At 54.8% G+C, this 20,723-nt stretch carries 25 protein-coding genes; 6 read left to right on the forward strand and 19 right to left on the reverse strand.

Features of this window, described 5'->3' with window-relative positions; all coding sequences use genetic code 11:
• On the forward strand, positions 1 to 946 hold a 946-nt coding region (locus DI44_RS02305; RefSeq protein ID WP_033026180.1), incomplete at its 5' end, for a DDE-type integrase/transposase/recombinase.
• A gap of 258 nt (positions 947 to 1,204) precedes the next feature.
• Here DI44_RS02305 and DI44_RS19510 read toward each other — a convergent pair.
• Both DI44_RS19510 and DI44_RS19245 read right to left on the reverse strand, forming a co-directional pair.
• A complete protein-coding gene (locus DI44_RS19510) occupies positions 1,205 to 1,363 on the reverse strand; it encodes a hypothetical protein (RefSeq protein WP_227412624.1) in 159 nt (52 codons plus the stop codon).
• 77 nt (positions 1,364 to 1,440) lie between these two features.
• Positions 1,441 to 1,599 (reverse strand): hypothetical protein, encoded by a 159-nt coding sequence (locus DI44_RS19245; protein ID WP_021321792.1) that lies wholly within the window; start codon positions 1,597 to 1,599, stop codon positions 1,441 to 1,443.
• 183 nt (positions 1,600 to 1,782) lie between these two features.
• Here DI44_RS19245 and DI44_RS02300 point away from each other — a divergent pair, with 183 nt between their 5' ends.
• Positions 1,783 to 2,391: a biotin transporter BioY gene (locus DI44_RS02300; RefSeq protein ID WP_021321791.1), complete on the forward strand. Its 609-nt coding sequence runs from the start codon at positions 1,783 to 1,785 to the stop codon at positions 2,389 to 2,391.
• Between the two features lie 109 nt (positions 2,392 to 2,500).
• On the opposite strand, the gene DI44_RS02295 is transcribed toward DI44_RS02300, so the two are convergent.
• The 3 genes from DI44_RS02295 to DI44_RS02285 form a co-directional block, all read right to left on the reverse strand.
• The gene (locus DI44_RS02295) at positions 2,501 to 3,499 is read right to left on the reverse strand and encodes an inorganic phosphate transporter (RefSeq protein WP_021321790.1); all 999 of its coding nucleotides are present in this window, start codon (positions 3,497 to 3,499) and stop codon (positions 2,501 to 2,503) included.
• Between the two features lie 18 nt (positions 3,500 to 3,517).
• Positions 3,518 to 4,138 carry a DUF47 domain-containing protein gene (locus DI44_RS02290; protein ID WP_011232416.1) on the reverse strand — a complete coding sequence of 207 codons (621 nt, stop codon included), beginning with the start codon at positions 4,136 to 4,138 and terminating at the stop codon, positions 3,518 to 3,520.
• A 274-nt stretch (positions 4,139 to 4,412) separates the two neighbouring features.
• A complete protein-coding gene (locus DI44_RS02285; protein WP_031206003.1) occupies positions 4,413 to 5,906 on the reverse strand; it encodes a leucyl aminopeptidase in 1,494 nt (497 codons plus the stop codon).
• A 184-nt stretch (positions 5,907 to 6,090) separates the two neighbouring features.
• Between DI44_RS02285 and DI44_RS02280 the strand changes: the two genes are divergently transcribed.
• Complete coding sequence (locus DI44_RS02280) at positions 6,091 to 6,900, forward strand: cobalamin-binding protein (RefSeq protein WP_011232418.1); 810 nt, start codon at positions 6,091 to 6,093, stop codon at positions 6,898 to 6,900.
• A 17-nt stretch (positions 6,901 to 6,917) separates the two neighbouring features.
• On the opposite strand, the gene DI44_RS02275 is transcribed toward DI44_RS02280, so the two are convergent.
• From DI44_RS02275 to DI44_RS02260, 5 genes are all read right to left on the reverse strand, one after another.
• A complete protein-coding gene (locus tag DI44_RS02275) occupies positions 6,918 to 7,556 on the reverse strand; it encodes a 3D domain-containing protein (protein WP_011232419.1) in 639 nt (212 codons plus the stop codon).
• 227 nt (positions 7,557 to 7,783) lie between these two features.
• Positions 7,784 to 8,107 (reverse strand): YuiB family protein, encoded by a 324-nt coding sequence (locus tag DI44_RS02270; protein WP_014196657.1) that lies wholly within the window; start codon positions 8,105 to 8,107, stop codon positions 7,784 to 7,786.
• Between the two features lie 126 nt (positions 8,108 to 8,233).
• Entirely contained in the window at positions 8,234 to 8,371 is a 138-nt protein-coding gene (locus DI44_RS19020) for a YuiA family protein (protein WP_011232421.1), read from the reverse strand.
• A 124-nt stretch (positions 8,372 to 8,495) separates the two neighbouring features.
• Positions 8,496 to 8,999, reverse strand: a complete 504-nt coding sequence (locus tag DI44_RS02265) for an NUDIX domain-containing protein (RefSeq protein WP_011232422.1) — start codon at positions 8,997 to 8,999, stop codon at positions 8,496 to 8,498.
• Between the two features lie 119 nt (positions 9,000 to 9,118).
• Positions 9,119 to 10,342, reverse strand: coding sequence for an NAD(P)/FAD-dependent oxidoreductase (locus DI44_RS02260; protein WP_013524525.1), 1,224 nt, complete (start codon positions 10,340 to 10,342; stop codon positions 9,119 to 9,121).
• Between the two features lie 275 nt (positions 10,343 to 10,617).
• On the opposite strand from DI44_RS02260, the gene DI44_RS02255 reads away from it, so the two are divergent.
• Positions 10,618 to 11,616, forward strand: a complete 999-nt coding sequence (locus DI44_RS02255; protein ID WP_011232424.1) for an NAD(P)/FAD-dependent oxidoreductase — start codon at positions 10,618 to 10,620, stop codon at positions 11,614 to 11,616.
• Between the two features lie 161 nt (positions 11,617 to 11,777).
• On the opposite strand, the gene DI44_RS02250 is transcribed toward DI44_RS02255, so the two are convergent.
• The 4 genes from DI44_RS02250 to DI44_RS02235 all read right to left on the reverse strand — a co-directional run bounded on the left by DI44_RS02250 (position 11,778) and on the right by DI44_RS02235 (position 14,063).
• The gene (locus tag DI44_RS02250) at positions 11,778 to 12,080 is read right to left on the reverse strand and encodes a LapA family protein (protein WP_011232425.1); all 303 of its coding nucleotides are present in this window, start codon (positions 12,078 to 12,080) and stop codon (positions 11,778 to 11,780) included.
• Between the two features lie 220 nt (positions 12,081 to 12,300).
• Positions 12,301 to 12,666 (reverse strand): iron-sulfur cluster assembly accessory protein, encoded by a 366-nt coding sequence (locus tag DI44_RS02245; protein ID WP_011232426.1) that lies wholly within the window; start codon positions 12,664 to 12,666, stop codon positions 12,301 to 12,303.
• A gap of 151 nt (positions 12,667 to 12,817) precedes the next feature.
• Entirely contained in the window at positions 12,818 to 13,690 is an 873-nt protein-coding gene (gene dapF / locus DI44_RS02240) for a diaminopimelate epimerase (protein ID WP_014196660.1), read from the reverse strand.
• 133 nt (positions 13,691 to 13,823) lie between these two features.
• Complete coding sequence (locus tag DI44_RS02235; protein WP_011232428.1) at positions 13,824 to 14,063, reverse strand: YuzB family protein; 240 nt, start codon at positions 14,061 to 14,063, stop codon at positions 13,824 to 13,826.
• A gap of 171 nt (positions 14,064 to 14,234) precedes the next feature.
• Here DI44_RS02235 and DI44_RS02230 point away from each other — a divergent pair, with 171 nt between their 5' ends.
• A complete protein-coding gene (locus tag DI44_RS02230; RefSeq protein WP_011232429.1) occupies positions 14,235 to 15,305 on the forward strand; it encodes an NAD(P)/FAD-dependent oxidoreductase in 1,071 nt (356 codons plus the stop codon).
• Between the two features lie 38 nt (positions 15,306 to 15,343).
• On the opposite strand, the gene DI44_RS02225 is transcribed toward DI44_RS02230, so the two are convergent.
• Positions 15,344 to 15,697 carry a YuzD family protein gene (locus DI44_RS02225; RefSeq protein ID WP_021321786.1) on the reverse strand — a complete coding sequence of 118 codons (354 nt, stop codon included), beginning with the start codon at positions 15,695 to 15,697 and terminating at the stop codon, positions 15,344 to 15,346.
• 84 nt (positions 15,698 to 15,781) lie between these two features.
• Between DI44_RS02225 and DI44_RS02220 the strand changes: the two genes are divergently transcribed.
• Positions 15,782 to 16,024, forward strand: coding sequence for a NifU family protein (locus tag DI44_RS02220; protein ID WP_011232431.1), 243 nt, complete (start codon positions 15,782 to 15,784; stop codon positions 16,022 to 16,024).
• A 236-nt stretch (positions 16,025 to 16,260) separates the two neighbouring features.
• Here the strand turns inward: DI44_RS02220 and thrB are convergent, their stop codons facing one another.
• The 4 genes from thrB to DI44_RS02200 form a co-directional block, all read right to left on the reverse strand.
• Positions 16,261 to 17,175: a homoserine kinase gene (gene thrB, locus DI44_RS02215; protein WP_020278449.1), complete on the reverse strand. Its 915-nt coding sequence runs from the start codon at positions 17,173 to 17,175 to the stop codon at positions 16,261 to 16,263.
• On the reverse strand, positions 17,172 to 18,233 hold the full coding sequence (gene thrC, locus DI44_RS02210; protein WP_021321785.1) for a threonine synthase: 1,062 nt from the start codon (positions 18,231 to 18,233) through the stop codon (positions 17,172 to 17,174). The genes thrB and thrC overlap by 4 nt, the downstream gene beginning before the upstream one ends.
• On the reverse strand, positions 18,233 to 19,531 hold the full coding sequence (locus DI44_RS02205; RefSeq protein ID WP_011232434.1) for a homoserine dehydrogenase: 1,299 nt from the start codon (positions 19,529 to 19,531) through the stop codon (positions 18,233 to 18,235). The genes thrC and DI44_RS02205 overlap by 1 nt, the downstream gene beginning before the upstream one ends.
• A gap of 92 nt (positions 19,532 to 19,623) precedes the next feature.
• Positions 19,624 to 20,598, reverse strand: coding sequence for a D-glycerate dehydrogenase (locus DI44_RS02200; protein ID WP_021321784.1), 975 nt, complete (start codon positions 20,596 to 20,598; stop codon positions 19,624 to 19,626).
• Positions 20,599 to 20,723: the final 125 nt, after the last annotated feature.

Consider the following 20,723-nt stretch of genomic DNA (forward strand, 5'->3'; position numbering starts at 1 on the left):
CAACGATTGCCCGTTTTACCGGGCCAACCTTCGACGGATGACGAAGAAGGAGCGCCAACGTTTCAAACAGGATCCTCAAGCCTTCAAGGTGCGGTATTGGTTTCGAGAGTTCTTGTTTGACTTTCTACCGTTGGCTTCCTCGTCACCCATCAAGCCGAAGGTCGATTTGTCCCGGCTGGCTGTGTCGCCGCACATTCTGGGGCTGGTGTTGACGTACCATGTCAACTTTGGAATGTCTTCCCGCATGACGGCAGCCGCCATGAAGGATATCCACGGCGTGTCGATCTCCCATCAGACGGTGCTCAACTACGCCAACAGCGCCGCGCTTTGGATCAAGCCCTTTGTCGACCGATTCCCGTACGAGCTGTCCGGATCGTTCTGCGGAGACGAGACGTATATTCGCGTCAAAGGGCGCTGGCATTACATGTTCTTTCTATTCGATGCCGTCAAAAAGATCGTGCTGTCGTATCGCGTCTCGCCCAATCGGGACACGCTCTCGGCCATCAAGGCCATCAATGATGTCTTGCGGAAGCGGCCATCCATCCCGGACGACTTGTCGTTCGTCGTCGACGGCAATCCCATTTACCTGCTGGCGCAGCACTTCTTCGCCCATCACGGGATTTCGTTTGACATCCGCCAGGTGATCGGGCTGGCCCATGAGGACCCGGTGTCCGAAGAGTTCCGTCCACTCAAGCCAATCATCGAGCGATTCAACCGGACCTTTAAAGGCAACTGCCGCCCGACCCATGGGTTCGGCGCGGAAGAGGGCTCGGTGTCCTTTGTGACGCTGTTTGTGGCGTATTTCAACTTTCTGCGCCCGCATAGCGCGCTCGAAGGCCGGGTCCCGGTCGTCATTCCGGAGCTCGCCGAGCTGCCGCATATGCCGGCCCGGTGGACGAAGTTCATCGCCATGGCACAAGCGTTTCTCCAACAAGAGGCGGCCTAACTTTTTTTGTCCCCGTCGCCCTTGACAACCCTTTCGCACCTTTGTGGCGGGTGTTGGCCAAGGACGAATCCGGCTCCCCACATGCCTCACGATGCTCGATGGGATGGTCTGTGTGGGTTTTTCATAGAACTTTTGACGCTACCTCAGTCCCTTACCAAGTACACGTTATGGTAAACAAACTATATATTTACAATTAAAATCTTACTGGAAATAAAAAAAAAAAAAAAGGAACTTTATTACCATATCAAAAATAGGTATTTATTCATAAAAATCAATAAATTCATTTTCTTCTATTCTTTTCATGCCGAAAAAACCATTGAAAAACGAGCACGGCATCCGAGCCGGCAGCATGTCATCGGCATGACAAGATCCCTCTAATGGCAAAGTAATTAAGGCCTGCGATCTGTTTCCATCCATCACCGGCCTTCTCGCGGCGCGAAGCTATCCAAGACTTTTTTCTTTCCCGTCCATCTGCGCCCAATCCTTCGCTGCCTTCACGAATTGCCGTTTTCATCCATCGGCTGCCGAGCCCCGATTTCCGCCGGGGTGCGCAAGTCATACCCTTCGTCGTTTTGGCTCGTGTGAATCAGATCCTCATGGGCTCCCATCTTGCTGGCCTGCTTTACTTCCTTTTCCGGCATGACATGTTCCATAGAGCAGCGATCCTCCTCGTCCATGCGGCCGCGATGACAGCCGCCGTTTTGTCTAGTTTGCTCCTCCATCCGTCAATTATATGATTTCCGTCCCCGCCTCCCGCCTTCTCATAAAAAAGTATTGACAGTCAAATGATCATTCAGTACGATTTTGTTAACAACAAGAGAAAAGGGGGTTTACATATGAATCGCCAACGTCCTGCTTTTCGGGCCCTCGACATCACCTTTGTCGCTATGTTTGTCGCCCTCATGGCCATCGGGGCGAACATTACGTCGTGGGCGCCGTTTCTTGTCGTCGGCGGTGTTCCCATTACGCTGCAGACGTTTTTCTGCGTCTTGGCCGGAGCGGTGCTCGGGCGGCGGCTCGGTGCGGTGGCGATGATTGTGTACATGCTCGTCGGCCTCGCCGGCGTGCCGGTGTTTGCCAAATTCAACGGCGGACTGTCGATGATTTTCCAACCGACATTTGGCTTCATTCTTTCGTTTATCGTTGCCGCTTATGCGACCGGATGGGTCATCAACCGCGGCCCGCAGCCGGCGTCAAAAGCTCGTTTCGTCACCGCCGCACTCGTTGGCATGGTCATCAACTATGTCATCGGCACGAACTGGATGTACATGGCGTACAAACTATGGGCGGAAGCGCCGGAAGGGCTTTCGTACGGCATGGTGTGGGGCTGGATGCTTGCCCCGCTGCCGAAAGACATTTTGTTGTCGATCGTCGCCGGCTTGATCGCCCCAAGGATTTGCCGGGCGATCGGACGCTCCTCCGCCGCGGACCGTTCGGCGGCCTAAACACGAAAAGAGTCTGACCCAAAAGGGAAATTTTCCTTAAACAAAACACAACATAGGAAAAACAATAAGAAAGGGTGTCCCGATCTGTTGGGACACCCTCTTTCATTCGTTAGAAAAATAAACGGAGAACCTGGTACACAAACCCAGCAATCAACGCTGACACTGGCAAGGTGATGATCCATGTCAGCACAATGCGGCGGGCGACGCCCCATTTGACGCCTTTCACCCGTTGGGCGGCGCCGACCCCCATGATGGCCGAGGAAATGACGTGCGTCGTACTGACTGGCAAATGCAACAACGTGGCGGAAAAAATGACGAGCGCCGAGGATAAGTCCGCTGCCGCCCCATTGACAGGGCGGATTTTCATAATTTTTCCACCGACCGTTTTGATGATCTTCCATCCGCCGACAGCCGTCCCCAATCCCATGGCTAAGGCGGCAGAAATGCGCACCCATTCCGGCACGACATCTGAGTGGTGCATTTCGGCAGCGATCAGCGCCATCGTAATGATGCCCATCGTTTTTTGGGCGTCATTCGTTCCATGCGTATACGCCTGCAATGCAGCCGTTACAACTTGAAATAGACGAAACCCTTTGGTTGTTCTTGTTAAATTGGCGTCTTTAAATAAGAAACGAAACAAACTCATAATGACAAACCCAACACCCATCGCCAAAAATGGAGAAATAATCAATGATTCCAAAATTTTAAGAAAACCTTGGTAGTGGATTACATCCCAGCCAGCGGCGGAAATGGCTGCCCCAGCGACCGAACCGATGAGTGCATGCGACGAGCTGCTCGGAATGCCATAATACCACGTAATTAAGTTCCAGGCAATGGCAGCAACCAGCGCTGCCAAAATGACGAGAGAACCGTTCTCAAGGGTGAATGGATCGACAATGTCTTTCGTAATCGTTTTTGCGACGCCGGTAAAGGTGAGCGCGCCGATAAAGTTCATCGTCGCAGCCAAAATAATGGCTTGACGCGGCGTGAGCGCCCTTGTCGACACCGATGTGGCAATGGCGTTGGCCGTATCGTGAAAGCCGTTGATAAAGTCAAACGCCAATGCGAAAATGACGATGCAGATCGTTAAAATCAGGATCGTATCCATAAACACAGCGTCCCCTTTTTATGCGTTGCGCATGATAATCGTCTCTAACGTATTGGCGACATCTTCACAACTGTCGGCAATCTCTTCCAACATTTCGTAAAGCTCTTTGTATTGAATGATTTTAATCGGGTCTTTTTGCGTCACAAACAAGTTTTTGATCGACGCGCGCAAAATTTCGTCGCACTTCGTTTCATAGTCCTTGATTTTAATGGCATGTTGGCGCATATCGAGCAATTTTTTGTTCGCAAGCAGTTCGAGGGCGTGAACAATTTCAATCGTGCTTTGATAAATATAGTCAAAAAACTTCACCATATGTTCATCGATGTCCGTGAACGAAAACATTTCAAACCGCGCTGAACATTGCTCAAATCCGTCAAGCACATCGTCCATTTTCATCGCCAACTGGTGGATGTCTTCCCGCTCGATCGGCGTAATGAACGTTTTGTTCAATTGGACGACCAGTTCATGGATGAATGAATCGCCCTTTCGTTCGTACTCTTTCATGACGCGGGCAAATTCTTTCAAGTCGCTTACGCTTTGAATTTTATACTCGACAAAATATTGCGCCGCTTCCTTCACATTTTCCGAAATCGTAAACAACATGTCGAAGAAAACGTCTTTTTTCGGTGAAAAAATCATATCGGACACCCTCCATTTGCGAAATCAAAATCACCGCTACTTATTGTAACAATTTACACAGCATTTACAATAAGACAACAAAAAACTTTACACGAAATTTACACTACATTTACATTCTGTTCGCTTTTCCTGCTATGTACTATAGTAGCGTGCCAAACAAAAGCCGAAGCTATGCACGTCCGCTTCGGCTCGTTCGCTGCCGGCATACCCCGCCCTCACACTGGGCGCCTCTGCGCCAAGGCAGCGCCTGTCGATCAGCCTGCCGGCGTTCGTTTTATTCAAACCGCTCGACAAACGCGGTGAGCGTGCGCACCATCACGCCTGTCGCCCCAGCCGGACCGAGGTCGCCGTCTTTCTTTGTGGCGGCCGTGCCGGCGATATCCAAATGCACCCACGGCGTATCTTCCGCAAATTCGCCGATGAACGCCCCGCCCATAATGGCGTGTCCTTCCCGCCCCGGAGAATTGTTCAAGTCGGCGATTTTGCTGCTTCGCACCCGCTCGCGGTCGTTTTCTGTAATGGGCAGCCGCCAAATGAACTCCCCGGTTTCCATCGACGCTTCAAGCAATTGCTCAAACAGCTCCTCATTGTTCGTCATCGCGCCCGTTTTGTCCGTGCCCAAGGCGACGATCACTCCGCCTGTCAGCGTGGCGACATCGATGATATAGCTGGCGCCGTGCTGTTTCGCATAAGTCACCGCATCGGCCAAAATGAGCCGCCCTTCAGCGTCCGTGTTGCGGACTTCGATCGTTTTTCCTGACAGCGATGTGATGACATCATCCGGTTTGAACGCCTCGCCGCTGATCATATTGTCAGTCGCCGGGATGACGGCGAGCACGTTTTGTTCCGGCCGCAGTTCGCCGATCGCTTCCATCGCCCCGAGCACCGCCGCCGCGCCGGCCATATCCGTTTTCATGTCAACCATGCTGTCGCGCGGCTTCAGGCAGTAGCCGCCTGTGTCGAACGTCACCCCTTTGCCGACGAGGGCGATCACGTCTTCCCATTTTTCTTTCCCTTGATATTTCAACACGATCAATTTCGGCGGCTGCTTCGACCCTTGGTTGACCGCGAGCAGCGCTCCCATGCCGAGCCGCTCCATGTCTTCTTTCTCCAAAATTTCATAGTCAAAATCGTATCGATCAGCGAGCTTTACGGCATAATCCGCCAAATCGGACGCCGTCAGCAAATTCCCCGGCGTGTTGACGAGCGTGCGCGCCGAGTTCGTCGCCTTCCCGTATACCGAACCGACGAACAAGCTCGCCTCGATGTCCGCTGCGTCCGCCCCCGTATAAACGGTGAGCGATTTCATCTCATAGTCCCGCTCTCGCCTGTTTTGCTTGTATCCCGGGAACTCATACGTCGCCAAATAATACGCTTCGGCAAGCGCATGCGCGGCTTCGTTTTCGTCGACGTCCCCGGCCGTAAACGTGTCAAGCGCGACCGACGCTTTCGTCCGCTTCGCCTGCTTCAACGTGCGGAACAGCTTGCCAAACGCCTCGCGCAGCCGCGCAAACGTCAGCTCCTCTTTTTTGCCGAGCCCGACAAAATAGAGTCGTTTCGCCCCGGCCGGCAAAAGCGGGTGAATCACGGCGATGCTCCCCCGTTTCGCGGAAATATCGCCTTCTTTCTGCAGTTCCGACAGCCGTCCGCCAAGACGGGCATCGTATTCGCCGGCAAGGCCGCTCCATGAATTCGCCCCTTCAAACAAACCGACGACAAGCGCTTCATCCCGTTCCTCCACCGACGGCAAAGGTTTTACCGTAAACATCGTCTCATCCCTTTCCATGTTGATTCATTCCCACCTTCATTATAGCGAAGCAAAGCGATTCTTTCGACTATCTAACTTTTCTCTCCTTGCGTTCATGCAAAAAAATCAGCTGAAACGGACAGGAAATCACGCAGGGCAAGGCGAATCCGTAATCATCACGACGATTTAGAAAGGACCGACGCTGATGAGAATCGTTTCCCTTTGTCCAAGCAACACCGAACTGCTCGCCTATCTCGGCCGCCTTGACGATGTCGCCGCCGTCGACGATTCGTCCGACTGGCCGCCGGAAGTGAAGCAGCTGCCGAAAGTCGGGCCGGATCTGCGCATTGATATGGATCAAGTCGAGGCGCTCAAACCGGATCTCGTCGTCGCATCCCTAAGCGTGCCCGGCATGGAGCGCAACGTCGAGGAGCTCAAACGGCGCGGGCTCCCGCATCTCGTGCTGGCGCCGAATTCGCTCGATGACATTGCCAACGACCTTCTTCGGCTTGGCGAGGCGCTTGGTGAAACGAAAAAAGCGGCCGAACTTGTCCGCCGCTATCATGACGTGCTTGATTGGCATCGCGAGCGGGCCGCATCGGCTGAACCGGCCCGCCTTTATTGGGAATGGTGGCCGCGGCCGATCTTCACACCGGGCGGCGCCAACTGGCTGAGCGAACTAAGTGAGCTCGCCGGCGGGCGCAACATTTTCTCCGACATCCCGCAAGCGAGCGTTCAAACGGAATGGGACGACGTTCTCGCCCGCAATCCGTCGCACATCTTGCTCGTTTGGGTCGGCGTGCAGACAAAAAAAATGAACCGAAAAGCGGTCACAACTCGTCCGAACGCCGAACAGATCGAAGCAGTCCGCACCGGAAACATCTATGTTTTGGAAGAAGCGCTCTATTGCCGTCCGTCTCCGCGCCTCTTGGTCGGATTAAAAAAATTGGCGCCGCTTTTGCATCCGGCGCTGTTTCCTCCCGCTGACGACAGCGATCCGCTCCTTGGCGGCTGACGGGCGGGAGCCCTCCTTTAACTTTTCGATTCCAAATATTGCTGCCGGAACACTTGCATCGTTTCATCTTCGTTCAGCCGCTTCAACTCCTCTTCCGACAGCGTGCCGTCCCCTTTTTGGATAATGTAAACTTGCACTTTCCTTTTTCCCCAATATTTATAGACATCTTCCACGGTTTCGTAATATAAATCAAGACGATGGCCTTTGATCGCCCCGCCTTTGTCGGCGACGACGCCGAACCCGTATCCGGGGATGAACAAAATCGTGCCGATCGGAAAGATCGATAAATCGGCAGCAATCGTCGAATAAAGGTCGCGCTTAACGCGGACGCCGGAGTACGTGATGCCATACTCAGGGTGATCGGGCGTTTTCCCGGTCGATTCAATGCCGGCTGTATAGCCGGTGGCGACCACTTCAACGGAAGGATATTTTGACCAGTCAAAATGATCCTCAAGCCGCAAAACGGAGCGGCCCCCGTTTTTCGCGAGCTCTTTCATTCCCCAAACGGGCTGATGATCCATCGATAAAGCGCTCGGAAAGGGATGGAGAACCGTCTTCGCGTCAACCCCGGAAACGGACTCGAATGTCGCAAAGAGCGCCGCCAAAAACAGCAGCGTCATCGCGGTTCGGCGCACGAACTGCCTAAACCCATTCAATGCTCTCAACTCCTCTCACACCTCTATTTATCTCCATCCAAAATCGAAATATTCATTGCGAATGAGACAAAAAACGAAAAAACCGTCCATGAACAACCTCATTGTGAAACCCGAGCGCAAAGCTTGTGCGTTTTGCCAAAAACATACACGAACCGACGTTGTGATCCGCTCGGGCGCTCATCAGCGCTGTTCACAAAAAAAACGCCCCTGCCCAAGGCAGAGACGCTCTAAAACATTTGATACCCTTTCGCCCGCAGCGTGCGGATCGCCCATCCGGCGCAAAGAGCGCCGGCAAATCCGCTTGACAAAATCAACAGATCCGCCGCCGCCAGCGAAGTGATTTTCCGGCCGAGCGCGGCGAACGCCTCGGACGGTGCGGTGAAATAGCGCGTCAACGGCACATCATCAATAATGAAAACCGCAATCAACGGAAAGCAGACCGCTGTAATCCATGTCATGCGCAGCAACATATTCACCAAAAACCCAATGCCAAAAAACAACACAAAAAATAAAACCATCGAAATCAAAACAACCGGCAAACTCATTTGCATCCGCCCTTCACCTCCCGTACACCCGTTTTCAGTGTACTGGATCGGGCGGATGACCGTCAATGTTCGTTCTCTTCTTCATGATCGCCTGATTGGTTCCAAACGATGTTTCATGTCTTCAGACGAACGTCAATGATCGTCATCCTCTTCGTGATCGCTTCCCGTTCCTTGGCAACTGTAGCACGTTTCCGATCCGCCCAAAAGCAGCTGAACGTATCCATGCCCCTCGCAGTACGGGCAGTCGTTCATTGTCAATGTTTTTGTCATCGATGTTCCCCTCCGTTTCTTTTCTTGTTAATATATCAAAATTTTCTGTAAAAACAAACAGCGATTCTCCCCCATTTTCGTTCGTGTAAGCGGATACATCTTTCGATCGCTTTTATTTTCTTGACTATTCTTTCAATTTTGATGATTCAAAGTAAAGGCGGTATTTCGTGTAGCCGAACGGATCGCCGGGATTGAGTCCGTCATGCAGAGAAAGGGAATCAAGCGGCTCGAGCGCCAACAAATAGCGAAGCAAGCCTGATGTGTTCGGATCATTCTGAAGCGCCGTTTTGCTTAAAAACGCGGCGGCATACAGCTCATCCGTCTGCACGACGATGTCGCGCGAGAGCGGGCGCAACAGAAAAATCGCCATATTGTCGCTGATCTCCCCAGCGATGACGCCGGTGCGCAAGCCAAGAAGCGCGACCGGTTCGGCGTCGATCCCCGTTTCTTCCTTCACTTCCCGAACCGCCGCCTCATCGAGCATTTCCCCCGGCTGGACGAACCCGGCCGGCAGCGACCATTTGCCTTTTAGCCCGCTGTATTTTTTCTTGACAACGAGCCATTCCCCATTCTCGTTTATGACCAGTCCGGCCGCCGCAATCCAAACGTTTCCTCGTTTGTTGTCCATCGTCCTCATCCTTTTCTCCCTATCGTTATGCACCGTTTGTATTTCGACAATCGAGCGGCGGATCCCTGTTTCGTTGCCATACAAAAAGCTCCCGCCATCACGGGAGCTTTTTGAATCGATTAGAAAAATTTAAATTTGCCTTTTTTCATCACAAGCGACGAACCGCCGATCAAATACAGGGCGCGGTTGTCAATCACTTTTTTCATGAAGCTCGCTTTGGCGCCCCACAGCTTTTTGCCGAACACGACGCCGATGGCATCATCATGGCCGAGCGAGCAAACCGTCCCTTTAATATCCGGCTTAAACGGCTCCAGCTCCCCTTGTCCACGGATGAGCACCGCCAAGTTTTTCGCGCACAGCTGGCCTTCTTGCATGGCGATTTGCGCCGTCGGCGGATACGGGCGGTTCGTTTCTTCATCAATCACGAGCGAACAGTCGCCGACGACGAAAATGTCTTCATGCCCCGGGACACGCAAGTACGGGTCCACTTTAATGCGCGCCCGCGCCGCTTCAAACCCAGATTCCTCGATGACGCGGCTGCCGCGCACGCCGGCCGCCCAAATGACCGTGCCGGCTTTAATTTCCTCGACATCATCACCTTTAGCGACAATGATGCCATCCGGCGTGCATTCCTTAATCGCCGTGCCGATTCGAAACTCGACTCCTTTGCGCTCAAGCTGGCTGACCGCGTACTCGACGAGCTCCGGATCGAAGCCCGGCAACGCCGTTGGCGCCGCCTCCACGCAAATAATGCGCACTTTGTGCGGGTCGATGTCATACTCGCGGCACAGCTCCGGCATCCGGTTGGCGAGCTCGCCTAAAAATTCAATGCCGGTAAATCCCGCCCCGCCGACGACGATCGTCAATCGCTCCTCTTTCTTTTCCTCTTCTGCGTTGTACGTCGCAAACTGGTACTCGATATGTTCGCGGATTTGCCGCGCGGCGTCGACATTGGCGATCGAAAATGCGTATTCCTTCAACCCTTTGATGCCGAACGTTTCTGATTCAAACCCAAGGGCAATGACGAGATAATCGTACGTCAGCTCGCCGTTTTCAAGCAGCACTTTCTTTTCGTTTGGAATGATTTTCGTCACCGTATCTTGGATGAATTTCACTTTGTTCCGGTCGATGACATCGCTGATCGGATAGCGAACGCGGTCATGATGCAGCGTCCCAGCCGATGCCTCATGAAGCCATGTCGTCTCATAATGGTAATCGTGCTTGTTTACGAGCGTAATGTTCGCTTCGTTCACGCCGATGAGCTTTTGCAGGCGAACGGTCGTCATCAACCCGCCATAGCCAGCGCCTAAAATGACAACGTTTGGTTTTCTCACCTGGATCACTTCCACCCTTTTTCATTTTTTCTCATTCATTTGTTATAGCTTTTGCGGCCGCCCCCGTTTTTATTGAGCGAAGTTTGTGAAATAATTCACGTTAACCGCCAAAAAAATGTCGAGGGACTGTCACAAAAAATTAACAATCTCTCCACAAAACATATTAGTCCTTTTTCTTTCCCTTTTCAAGTTTTTTTTCTGTTCGTCCAACAAAAAGGATCGTTATAACCACGCCCATTTATGGTAAGATAAACTTGTAATGCCATGACTTCGCGCAGGGAGGGATGTCGGTGAAAGAAGATCGCAACGTCTACGATGTCACCATTATCGGCGGCGGGCCGACCGGGATGTTTGCCGCGTTTTACGGCGGCTTGCGGCAAATGAAAGTCAAAATTATCGAAAGCCTTCCGCAGCTTGGAGGGCAGCTGGCCGCGTTATATCCGGAAAAATACATATATGATGTCGCCGGATTTCCGAAAGTGCGCGCCCAAGAGCTTGTCAACCAGCTGAAAGAGCAGATGGACCTATTTTCGCCGACCGTCTGCCTGAACGAGTCGGTCGACACGCTCGAAAAGCAGGAGGACGGAACGTTTAAACTCGTCACCAATCAACAAATCCATTATTCGAAAACGGTCATCATCACCGCCGGAAACGGCGCCTTTCAGCCGCGTCGGCTCGAAATCGAAAGCGCTTCCCGCTATGAAGGAAAAAACTTACATTACTTCATCAACGACTTGGGGCAGTTTTCCGGAAAGCGCGTGCTCGTCTGCGGCGGCGGCGACTCGGCTGTTGACTGGTCGCTCATGCTCGAACCGATCGCCCAAAGCGTCACGATTGTGCATCGCCGCGACAAATTCCGCGCCCATGAACATAGCGTCGAGCAGCTCAAGAAGTCCAGCGTGCAAGTGAAAACGCCGTTTGTGCCCGTTGAACTCGTCGGCGATGAACACGCCATCCGCCAAGTCATCCTCGAGCATGTGAAAGAAGGAACGAAAGAAACGATCGATGTCGACGCCGTCATTGTCAACTACGGCTTTATTTCTTCGCTTGGCCCCATCAAAAACTGGGGGCTTGACATCGAAAAAAATGCGATCAAAGTCAACTCGCGGATGGAAACGAACATCCCCGGCGTGTATGCGGCGGGCGACATTTGCACGTACGACGGGAAAATCAAGCTGATCGCCTGCGGCTTTGGCGAAGCGCCGATCGCCATCAGCAGCGCCAAAACGTACATCGACCCGACGGCGCGGATGCAGCCGGCGCACTCGACATCGCTGTTTTAATGGCGCTCCGTCGGGAAAACAAGCGGAAGCGAAGGGGCGCTCGGCATTTCGCCTTAACGCCGCATCCCGACTGATTGGAGCCATTCATATAGCCCGCCCCGTCCACACCCGTTTTTCAAGCAAAAGGCGCCCCTCTTTGTTGGGGGCGCCATACTCATGCCTCATCCCTCTCGCTCCAGCGAAACCGACTCGCCATCAGTATTCCCAGCCTTGTTTTTCGTCCATTCCTCCCGCTCTCTCTCGAGCAGCTTCACCTGCCGGCGCAGGCTGAACAAACGCACCCATCCGAGCATGCCGACGACAAGGCCGCCAAGGACGGCCGAACCTAAAATGACGATAATGAGCGGCAAGCGGGTTTCGCCGACTAAATAATGGATCGTCACCTGCTCGACATTCGCCACCGCCAGCAGCGCCACAATGAGCGCCAAGACAAGCGCCAAGATGACATTGATTTGTCCTTTCATCGTTTCTCCTCCTTTGGCGCTCCCGAAAAGGCCGATGTTGGAGCGCGGCCGTTTTCCCCAATTTCGTGAGGGAAAGACCACCCTTCCAACATTTCGCCAGTCGGTACACGCCCGCGTTTTCAACCGGCCGTGCGGCGAAAACCGGCCTTCTCAAGAGCCCGACGTCACGGCAAGGCAGGCCGTTTTCCTCTGCCAGGCAGATGGACGTCATCCCGCCTGCTTAGCATTGCTCCGGCGTGCCGGCATTGGTCGCTGTGCGGAACGAGGAGCCGCAGCCGCATGTCGCAATGGCGTTCGGATTGTTGATCGTAAACCCGCCGCCAAGCAGCGACTGTTTATAGTCGATGACCGTTCCGCGCAAAATCGGCGCGCTGTCGCGGTCCACCAAAATTTTGATGCCGTGCTGCTCAAATTCGATGTCATCCTCACGCCGCTCATGGTCAAAGCCCATGCCGTACGACAACCCGCTGCAGCCGCCGCCATGGACGCCGACGCGCAAGTACGCGCCCTCTTCTTCCTGCTCTTTCATCATATCTTTGATTTGAAACGCTGCCGCTTCTGTCAGCGTAATAACTGCCTCTGCCATCCATGATCCCTCCTTTAACGGTTGACACTGGCCAAACAGCTTGGCCGTTTTTCGACAGGTTCGCCCGCTTTCACCCGACGGCTCAGATGGGGCGAATCCCTTGAATGATTCCGATCTTACTTCATAGTATACCGCCTTCGCCTTTCGATGCTCAACCGTTCCGCCCGCCTCGATAGTAATAAACGCCGGTGCACACGGTCTCCGCCGGACCGGTCATGCGCACGCGCCCGTCGTGCCCCCATACGATCGTTAAATCGCCGCCGGCCAAATGGACGACCGTTTCCTCCCCGCGCACCGTTTTGCCGTTTAACACCGAAGCGACGACCGCCGCGCACGCTCCGGTCCCGCACGCCTGCGTCACGCCGGAGCCGCGCTCCCAGACGCGGAAATGAAGCTCGCGCTCGTTCACCACTTCGACAAACTCGACGTTCACCCCTTCCGGAAAGCGCGGGTCCTTTTCCACGAGCGGGCCAAGCGTCGTCACCGGCGCTTTTTGGATGTCATCAACGTAAAAGATCACATGCGGGTTGCCCATGGACACCGCCGTAATTTCATATTCGCCCCCAGCGATGGCAAACGGCTCGGCGACGACCCGCTCCGCTTCCGGACCAAGCATCGGAATGGCGCTCCGCTCAAGGCGCGGCTCGCCCATATCGACCGTCACGCTTGTCACTTCGCCATCTGCTACTGCAACACGGGCTTCGACAAGCCCGGAGAGCGTTTCAATCAAAAAGGTGCGGTCGCTGACGATGCCGTGCTCGTACGCGTATTTCGCCACGCAGCGCAAGCCGTTGCCGCAGTTTTTCCCTTCCGAGCCATCGCTGTTAAAAATGCGCATTTTGACTGGCGCTTTCTCCGATGGACAAATGAGAATCAAGCCATCGGAGCCGATGCCTGTGTGGACATCGGCGACGCTGCGGGCGATCGCCGGCAGCTCCTCCTCGGGCAATGTTTCCCGGAACAGATCAACGTATATGTAGCTATTACCCAATCCATGCATTTTCGTAAACGAAAAAGAACGCACATGACTCCCTCCTGAACATTTTTTGCGCTTCGCATGTATAATGGCGGCATCTCCTGGGCACAATGGGAATATCCCCCGTTTTTTCATTATACATTGAAGAGGATGCCGCATCGCGGACATCCTCCTTTTTTCGTTAAAACATTGGGTTTTCCTCGAGATGCCGATAAATATTTTCCACGAGCTGCTCAGGCGTTTCGCCGCTGACAAACTCGCCGTTGACGAGCGCAAACAGCGTTTCCGCGCAGCGTGTGCAATAGCTTAAGCAACTGTATTCAATGATGTCCAAGTTCGGATCCTTTTCCAACATTTCCATTGCTTTGTACGACCCGCTGGCTAAGTTGCTGATGCAAAATTCGATGATTGGCAACATCATGCGCATGTTCACCTTCCTGCTTCCCATCGTAGCGGTTTTCCGGCGCGGCGTCAATGAACATGCTCGTTCGATCGAGGAAGCGGAAAAATGATTGTTCTTTTGTCACAATTTCGTTATACTTTTCTATGGCATTGTCGGCTTTAGAAACTCGACAAAAGGGGATTTTTCACGATGAGACAACTTGTATTGCTTGGCGGAGGATACGGCAATATGCGCATTTTGCAGCGCCTCCTCCCGGACGAATTGCCAAACGACATTCATATTATCCTCATCGACCGCGTTCCGTACCATTGTTTAAAAACGGAATATTACGCCTTGGCCGCGGGAACGGTCAGCGACCATCACATCCGCGTCCCGTTTCCGGAACATCCGCAGCTTGTGTACCAATTCGGCGAAGTCGTCTCGATTGATCTCGACCAGCAGCTCGTCCATTTAAAGGATGGGAGCAGCGTCCGCTACGATGATGTCGTGATCGGATTGGGCTGCGAAGACAAATACCACGGGGTGCCGGGCGCCGAGGCGCATACGTACAGCATCCAGTCGATCGATAAGGCGCGCGCCGCCTATGAAGCGCTGAACAATTTGCCGCCGAAAGCGACGGTCGGCATCGTCGGCGCGGGATTGAGCGGCGTCGAGCTGGCCAGCGAACTGGCGGAGAGCCGTCCGGACTTGCACATCAAGCTGTTTGACCGCGGTGAGCGCATTTTGCCGATGTTTCCGAAACGGTTGAGCGATTATGTGGAAGGATGGTTCGTTGAACACAAGGTGGAAATCGTCCGCAACTCCAACGTCACGAAAGTCGAACCTGGCGTCTTGTACAACCACGACGAGCCGGTCAAGTGCGACGTCATCGTCTGGACGGCCGGCATTCAGCCCAACCGCGTCGTCCGCGAACTGAATGTCGAAAAGGACAAGCAAGGCCGCGTGGTGCTGACGAAGCGCCATCACATCCCCGGCTATGAAAACGCCTACGTCGTCGGCGACTGTGCGAGCCTGCCGCATTCCCCGAGCGCCCAGCTCGCTGAAGCGCAAGCCGAGCAAATCGTCCAAGTGCTGCAAAAGCGGTGGAACGGCGAAGAACCACCGAGCGAATTCCCGCCGATCAAATTAAAAGGCATTCTCGGCTCGCTCGGCAAAAAGCACGGCTTCGGCTTGCTCGCCGACCGCCCGCTCACCGGCCGGGTGCCGCGTTTGTTGAAATCAGGCATTTTGTGGATGTACAAGCATCACCATGGGTACTGACAGCACAACTGGCCCTTATTCGGCGAAAAAGGCGGAGTTCATTCCGCCTTTTTCCCTTCCGGCGTCGACGGTTGATACCCGATTTTTTCCATTTCTGCACAAATCGCTTTGAGCCGCGGGTTGCCTTCGGCGACGACGTTTCCTTCGATCACCACGACCGGATACACCCAATCTTCTTCGACGATCGTCTGAGCGAGCTCCCGCTTCTCCTCGTCATCGGCCGGCGGCGCAAAAATGTCGACGTACGTCATCACAAACGGCTGATCCGGATACTTGCGGCGCAGCGCGGCCTCGAGCCACTCGTACGTTTCTTTCGACGACGGCAGCTGCACGCATGCCGGGCAAATGACGTCGGCCCCGTACACACAAATTTCAACCGGCTTGAATGTCATCGTTGTCACCCTTTGCAAAAGCAAAATTTATCATTAGATTTTTTTTGTCACTATGATTATAATAAAAACTAAGGAAAGGAGTCGATGGAAATGACGGATCAAGAAATCAAAGAACAAGTGCAAGAAGTTTTAGATAAACTGCGTCCGTTCCTGCTTCGCGACGGCGGCGACTGCGAACTCGTCGATGTCGAAGACGGCGTCGTGAAACTTCGCCTCCTCGGCGCGTGCGGCAGCTGCCCGAGCTCGACGATTACGCTCAAAGCCGGAATTGAGCGCGCCTTGTTTGAAGAAGTGCCGGGCGTCGTCGAAGTGGAACAAGTGTTTTAATATGAAAAATCCGAACAGCGGCCGCTGTTCGGATTTTTTTATCGCCAGCGGGGCGGCGAGCCGACGGGAAGGCTGGTGATGGGCAGCCACAACCCGCCTGATCGGGCGCTTCTCCGTTTTCGTTTCCTTCCAATTGTGCAAGGAAAACCGTCATATCTTTCGCCCGCTCCCAAGCGCGGCGGCGAAACGGCCAGGCCGCTGAACGGACTTCTGTTCGCGCCGGCGCCCAAGAAGGTTCAAGCTTCAAGCGCCAGCTTGTAGACGCGGCTGCCGCGCGGCTCGACGGAAAGACGCGCGATTTCGCACGTCGGAAAATGCGGGCGCAGCCGGCGCGCGAGCCGCTCTCCTTGGCCCGGTTCGGCAAAGACGAGCACCGTCGGCCCCGCTCCGCTCAGCGCCGCACCGATCGCTCCGTATTCAAGAGCGAGCGCCTCCGCCCGCTCGAGTTCCGGAACGAGCTGTCTCCGATACGGCTGATGGAACAGATCGGCGGCCATCATCCGGCCGGCAAGCTCCCAGTTTTTCGTGAGCAACGCGGCGACGAGAACGTTGCTGACGGCGCTCGCCTCGACCGCCCGCTCTCTCGGCCATTGTTCCGGCAGCTGCCCGCGCGCTTTTTTCGTTTCCAGTTCATACTCCGGAATAATAGCGACAAGCTCCACATCCAATTGTGGAATATGGACGACATCCACGCCCGCCTCGCGGCAGCAGCCGATGACAAGCCCCCCGTACAACGAGGCGCCGACATTGTCCGGATGTCCTTCGTATCGGGTCGCCAATTCCATCTTTTGCTCGCGCGGCAACTGAAGCCCAATCAGCGCGTCGGCGAGCTCAATGCCGGCGACGACCGCCGCCGCGCTGCTCCCGAGCCCGCGCGTAAACGGAATGTCGCTGTACACATCGACTGCACAGCTCGGCAGCCGGCGGCCGTAAACGTGCGCCGTCTCCGCCGCCACTTGATACACCAAATTGTCCGTCCCGCGCGGAATGCCGCTCACTTCCGCTGTCTTTGGCGCAAACGACCACGCATCCGCCAAGCGGACGTCAAGCGTCAAATAGCGATTGACCGCGAGCCCAATCGAGTCAAATCCTGGACCTAGGTTCGCCGTGCTTCCCGGAACGACGATCTTCAACATCTCGTCTTCTTTCATGCCCGGACAACCCCTTGCAAATGCTCCAAGACAACTTGTTCATCGTTCGGCAGCACGATCGGTTCGATCGCCGCGGTCTCCAAGGCGATGGCCGGGTCTTTCAATCCGTTGCCAGTGAGAACCGCGACGACGAGGCTGCCGCGTTCGATTTCGTTCCGTTCGCGCTGCTTGATCACCCCGGCGATCGCCGCGCATGACGCCGGTTCGGCAAAAACGCCTTCCGTCCGGGCGAGCCGCTTGTAGGCGGCCAAAATTTCTGCGTCGCTCACCTCATCAATTTTCCCGCGCGACTCGCTCGCCGCCTCGACCGCTTTGTCCCAGCTCGCCGGATTGCCGATGCGGATCGCGGTCGCCACCGTCTCCGGCTGTTCAATCACCCGGTTGCGGACGATCGCCGCCGCTCCTTCCGCTTCAAAGCCGCGCATTTGCGGCAGGCCCGTTCCTTTCGCTTCATGGTACTCCTTAAACCCTTTCCAATAGGCGGTGATGTTGCCGGCGTTGCCGACTGGAATGGCGAGCACGTCCGGGGCGCGCCCAAGCTGGTCGCACACTTCAAACGCCGCCGTTTTTTGCCCTTCGATCCGGTACGGATTGACCGAGTTGACGAGCGTAATCGGCGCCGTTTCGCTCAACCGGCGCACCATCTTCAGCGCCTCGTCAAAGTTGCCGTCAATCGCAAAAATTTCCGCGCCGTACATGGCGGCTTGCGCCAACTTGCCGAGGGCGATCTTGCCGTTCGGAACGACGACGAGGCAGCGCATGCCGGCGCGCGCCGCGTAGGCGGCCGCCGACGCCGACGTGTTGCCAGTTGACGCGCAGATGATCGTATGGCTTCCTTCCTCTTTCGCCTTGGCCACCGCCATCACCATGCCGCGGTCTTTAAACGAACCGGTCGGGTTCGCCCCTTCGACCTTGACATAGAGCGCAATGCCGAGCTCCTCCGACAAGCGCGGCAGCGGGATGAGCGGCGTATTCCCTTCGCAAAGCGACAGCCTCGGCGTCGCCGCAGAGAGCGGCAAAAAATCGCCGTAGGCGTCAAGCAGTCCTTTCCATGCCATTACCGTTTCTCTCCTTCCACTCGATACGAGCTTTGCACCCGTTCGACGATTTCCAAATCGCCGAGCTGCTGCAAAATGTCTTCGTAGTCTTGCTGCGAGGCGTCATGCGTAACGATGACGATTTCCGCTAGGCCATCCTCTTTCAGCGGCAATTGCAAAATTTTCTCAAAGCTCACCCCGCGCTCGGAAAACAGCGTCGTAATTTTGGCAAACGCGCCGACCTGGTCTTTGACATGAATGCGCAAAAAGTATTTCGAGAAAATTTCCGCCGGCGTCTTCAACTGCTTTTCATATTGCGGCGCGACGGCATAGCGGCCGTTGACGCCAAGGCGCATATTTTTCATCACCGCGACCAAGTCGGAGACAACCGCCGTCGCCGTCGGCAAGCTCCCGGCCCCCGGCCCGTAAAACATCGTCTCTCCGACCGCTTCGCCGTATACGTACACCGCATTGTATTCGTTGTGCACGGACGCCAACGGATGCGAATCCGGCAAAAACGTCGGCTGGACGCTCACCTCGACCTTCTGCCCGTCGCGCTGGGCGATGCCGATCAATTTCATCGTGTAGCCGAGCCGCTTCCCGTAGTTCAAGTCTTCCTCCGTCACTTGAGTGATGCCTTTCACTTGCACATCGTCCAAGTCGATGTCCATGGAAAAGCCAAGGCGGGCCAAAATCGCCATTTTCCGCGCCGCATCCAGCCCTTCGACGTCTGACGTCGGATCGGCTTCCGCAAACCCGAGCGCCTGCGCTTCAGCGAGCACGTCCTCATAGGAAGCGCCGTTTTGCGACATTTTCGTCAAAATGTAGTTCGTCGTCCCGTTCACAATGCCCATGAGCTTCGTAATCCGGTCCGACGCCAAGCCGTCAACCAAGCTGCGCAAAATCGGAATGCCGCCGGCGACGCTCGCTTCATAAAACAAATCGCAGCGGTATTCCGCCGCCACCCGAAGCAGCTCCGACCCGTAGACGGCCATTAAGTCTTTATTGGCGGTCACGACATGCTTCCCTTGGCGCAGCGCCCGCAATAGCAGCTCTTTTGTCTCCTCAATGCCGCCCATCACTTCGATGATGACATCAATGTCTGGATCGTCAATCACCTCAGCCGCACTCGTCGTAAGGAGCGACGGGTCAACGGCGACATCACGCGGTTTCTGTACATCCCGGACAAGGATTTTTTTCACCTTCACCGGGCACCCGACTTGATGCATCAACTTTTCCTGATGGTTTTCAATAATTTTGACCACGCCGCTCCCGACCGTTCCTAATCCTAACAATCCGACCAAAATTGGTTTTTCCATGATTCCCGCCCCTTCTGTTTACGTACAGTAGACATTTGTATTTTTATAGTAGACATTATAAAAGACGATCGGCCATTTGGCAATGAAAATTTTTATGAGATCCGGTTCACAGGCGTCAGCGGCGGCCGTCCTTCGAGCACGGCGATGATATTGTCGCGCGCCAATGTCATCATGGCGCGCCGCGTTTCGTACGTGGCGCTGCCGATATGCGGCAAGGCGACGACGTTCGGAAGCGAAACGAGCGGATGATCGGCCGCGACCGGCTCGTGTTCAAATACATCCAATCCCGCCGCGGCGATCTCCCCGCCGACCAGCGCCTCATACAACGCCTGTTCATCGACGACCGCTCCGCGCGCCGCGTTAATGAAAATCGCGGACTTCTTCATTTGCCGGAACGCCTCGCGGTTGAACAAATGGCGCGTCTCGGAGGTGAGCGGCGTCAAGCAGACGACAAAATCGCTCTCTGAAAGCAAGTCGGCGAACGGACGATAGACGGCGCCAAGCTTCTCTTCCGCCTCCGGACGGCGGGAGCGGTTGTAATACAGAATGTTCATGTCAAACCCCTTCGCCCGTTTCGCCACTGCCTGGCCGATGTTCCCCATGCCGACGATGCCGATCGTTTTATGATGGACATCGGCGCCCGCAAGCAAAAACGGACTCCAGCTTTTCCATTTTCCTTCCTTCAAAAATTCAGCCGCTTCCACGAGGCGGCGGGCGGTGGCCAATAAAAGCGCAAACGTCAAATCGGCCGTCGTATCGGTCAATACATCGGGTGTATTGCAAACGAGAATGCCTCGATGGGCCGCCGCCGCTACATCAATGTTATCGTAGCCGACGCCCATATTGGCGACGACTCGGAGCGCCGAACCGGCGGACAAGACGTCTTCATCGATCGGATCAGACACCATCGGCAAGATGGCCGTCGCCCGTTTCGCCTTTTCCACGAGCACATCGTGTGGCACGGCCATATCTTCATGGGGCCACATCTCTACTTCAGCGATGGCCAAAAGCGGCGCGACCACGTCCTCGGGCAATTTTCGCGTAATGAATACATACGGCTTCGTCATGGTGCAGCCTCCCGCATCGTTTTTTCTAAATCTTATCACAACTTTGGCCGAAAAAAAACGGGAAGTTGTCCTTAGGGTTTAACGGCAGGGAAGCGGTCGTTTTTTCGTTTGGGCCAAAAAAAAGC

Origin of the sequence: Geobacillus sp. CAMR5420 (genome assembly GCF_000691465.1) — a bacterium.
Lineage (GTDB): Bacteria > Bacillota > Bacilli > Bacillales > Anoxybacillaceae > Geobacillus > Geobacillus thermoleovorans.

What these genes read in the sequence shown, in the direction of transcription:
- DI44_RS19510 (WP_227412624.1), bottom strand. Translation starts at nt 1,363, where the DNA reads ATGGATGGAAACAGATCGCAGGCCTTAATTACTTTGCCATTAGAGGGA.
- DI44_RS19245 (WP_021321792.1), bottom strand. Translation starts at nt 1,599, where the DNA reads ATGGAACATGTCATGCCGGAAAAGGAAGTAAAGCAGGCCAGCAAGATG.
- DI44_RS02300 (WP_021321791.1), top strand. Translation starts at nt 1,783, where the DNA reads ATGAATCGCCAACGTCCTGCTTTTCGGGCCCTCGACATCACCTTTGTC.
- DI44_RS02295 (WP_021321790.1), bottom strand. Translation starts at nt 3,499, where the DNA reads ATGGATACGATCCTGATTTTAACGATCTGCATCGTCATTTTCGCATTG.
- DI44_RS02290 (WP_011232416.1), bottom strand. Translation starts at nt 4,138, where the DNA reads ATGATTTTTTCACCGAAAAAAGACGTTTTCTTCGACATGTTGTTTACG.
- DI44_RS02285 (WP_031206003.1), bottom strand. Translation starts at nt 5,906, where the DNA reads ATGTTTACGGTAAAACCTTTGCCGTCGGTGGAGGAACGGGATGAAGCG.
- DI44_RS02280 (WP_011232418.1), top strand. Translation starts at nt 6,091, where the DNA reads ATGAGAATCGTTTCCCTTTGTCCAAGCAACACCGAACTGCTCGCCTAT.
- DI44_RS02270 (WP_014196657.1), bottom strand. Translation starts at nt 8,107, where the DNA reads ATGCAAATGAGTTTGCCGGTTGTTTTGATTTCGATGGTTTTATTTTTT.
- DI44_RS19020 (WP_011232421.1), bottom strand. Translation starts at nt 8,371, where the DNA reads ATGACAAAAACATTGACAATGAACGACTGCCCGTACTGCGAGGGGCAT.
- DI44_RS02265 (WP_011232422.1), bottom strand. Translation starts at nt 8,999, where the DNA reads ATGGACAACAAACGAGGAAACGTTTGGATTGCGGCGGCCGGACTGGTC.
- DI44_RS02255 (WP_011232424.1), top strand. Translation starts at nt 10,618, where the DNA reads ATGTCGGTGAAAGAAGATCGCAACGTCTACGATGTCACCATTATCGGC.
- DI44_RS02250 (WP_011232425.1), bottom strand. Translation starts at nt 12,080, where the DNA reads ATGAAAGGACAAATCAATGTCATCTTGGCGCTTGTCTTGGCGCTCATT.
- DI44_RS02245 (WP_011232426.1), bottom strand. Translation starts at nt 12,666, where the DNA reads ATGGCAGAGGCAGTTATTACGCTGACAGAAGCGGCAGCGTTTCAAATC.
- DI44_RS02235 (WP_011232428.1), bottom strand. Translation starts at nt 14,063, where the DNA reads ATGATGTTGCCAATCATCGAATTTTGCATCAGCAACTTAGCCAGCGGG.
- DI44_RS02230 (WP_011232429.1), top strand. Translation starts at nt 14,235, where the DNA reads ATGAGACAACTTGTATTGCTTGGCGGAGGATACGGCAATATGCGCATT.
- DI44_RS02225 (WP_021321786.1), bottom strand. Translation starts at nt 15,697, where the DNA reads ATGACATTCAAGCCGGTTGAAATTTGTGTGTACGGGGCCGACGTCATT.
- DI44_RS02220 (WP_011232431.1), top strand. Translation starts at nt 15,782, where the DNA reads ATGGAAATGACGGATCAAGAAATCAAAGAACAAGTGCAAGAAGTTTTA.
- thrB (WP_020278449.1), bottom strand. Translation starts at nt 17,175, where the DNA reads ATGAAAGAAGACGAGATGTTGAAGATCGTCGTTCCGGGAAGCACGGCG.
- thrC (WP_021321785.1), bottom strand. Translation starts at nt 18,233, where the DNA reads ATGGCATGGAAAGGACTGCTTGACGCCTACGGCGATTTTTTGCCGCTC.
- DI44_RS02205 (WP_011232434.1), bottom strand. Translation starts at nt 19,531, where the DNA reads ATGGAAAAACCAATTTTGGTCGGATTGTTAGGATTAGGAACGGTCGGG.
- DI44_RS02200 (WP_021321784.1), bottom strand. Translation starts at nt 20,598, where the DNA reads ATGACGAAGCCGTATGTATTCATTACGCGAAAATTGCCCGAGGACGTG.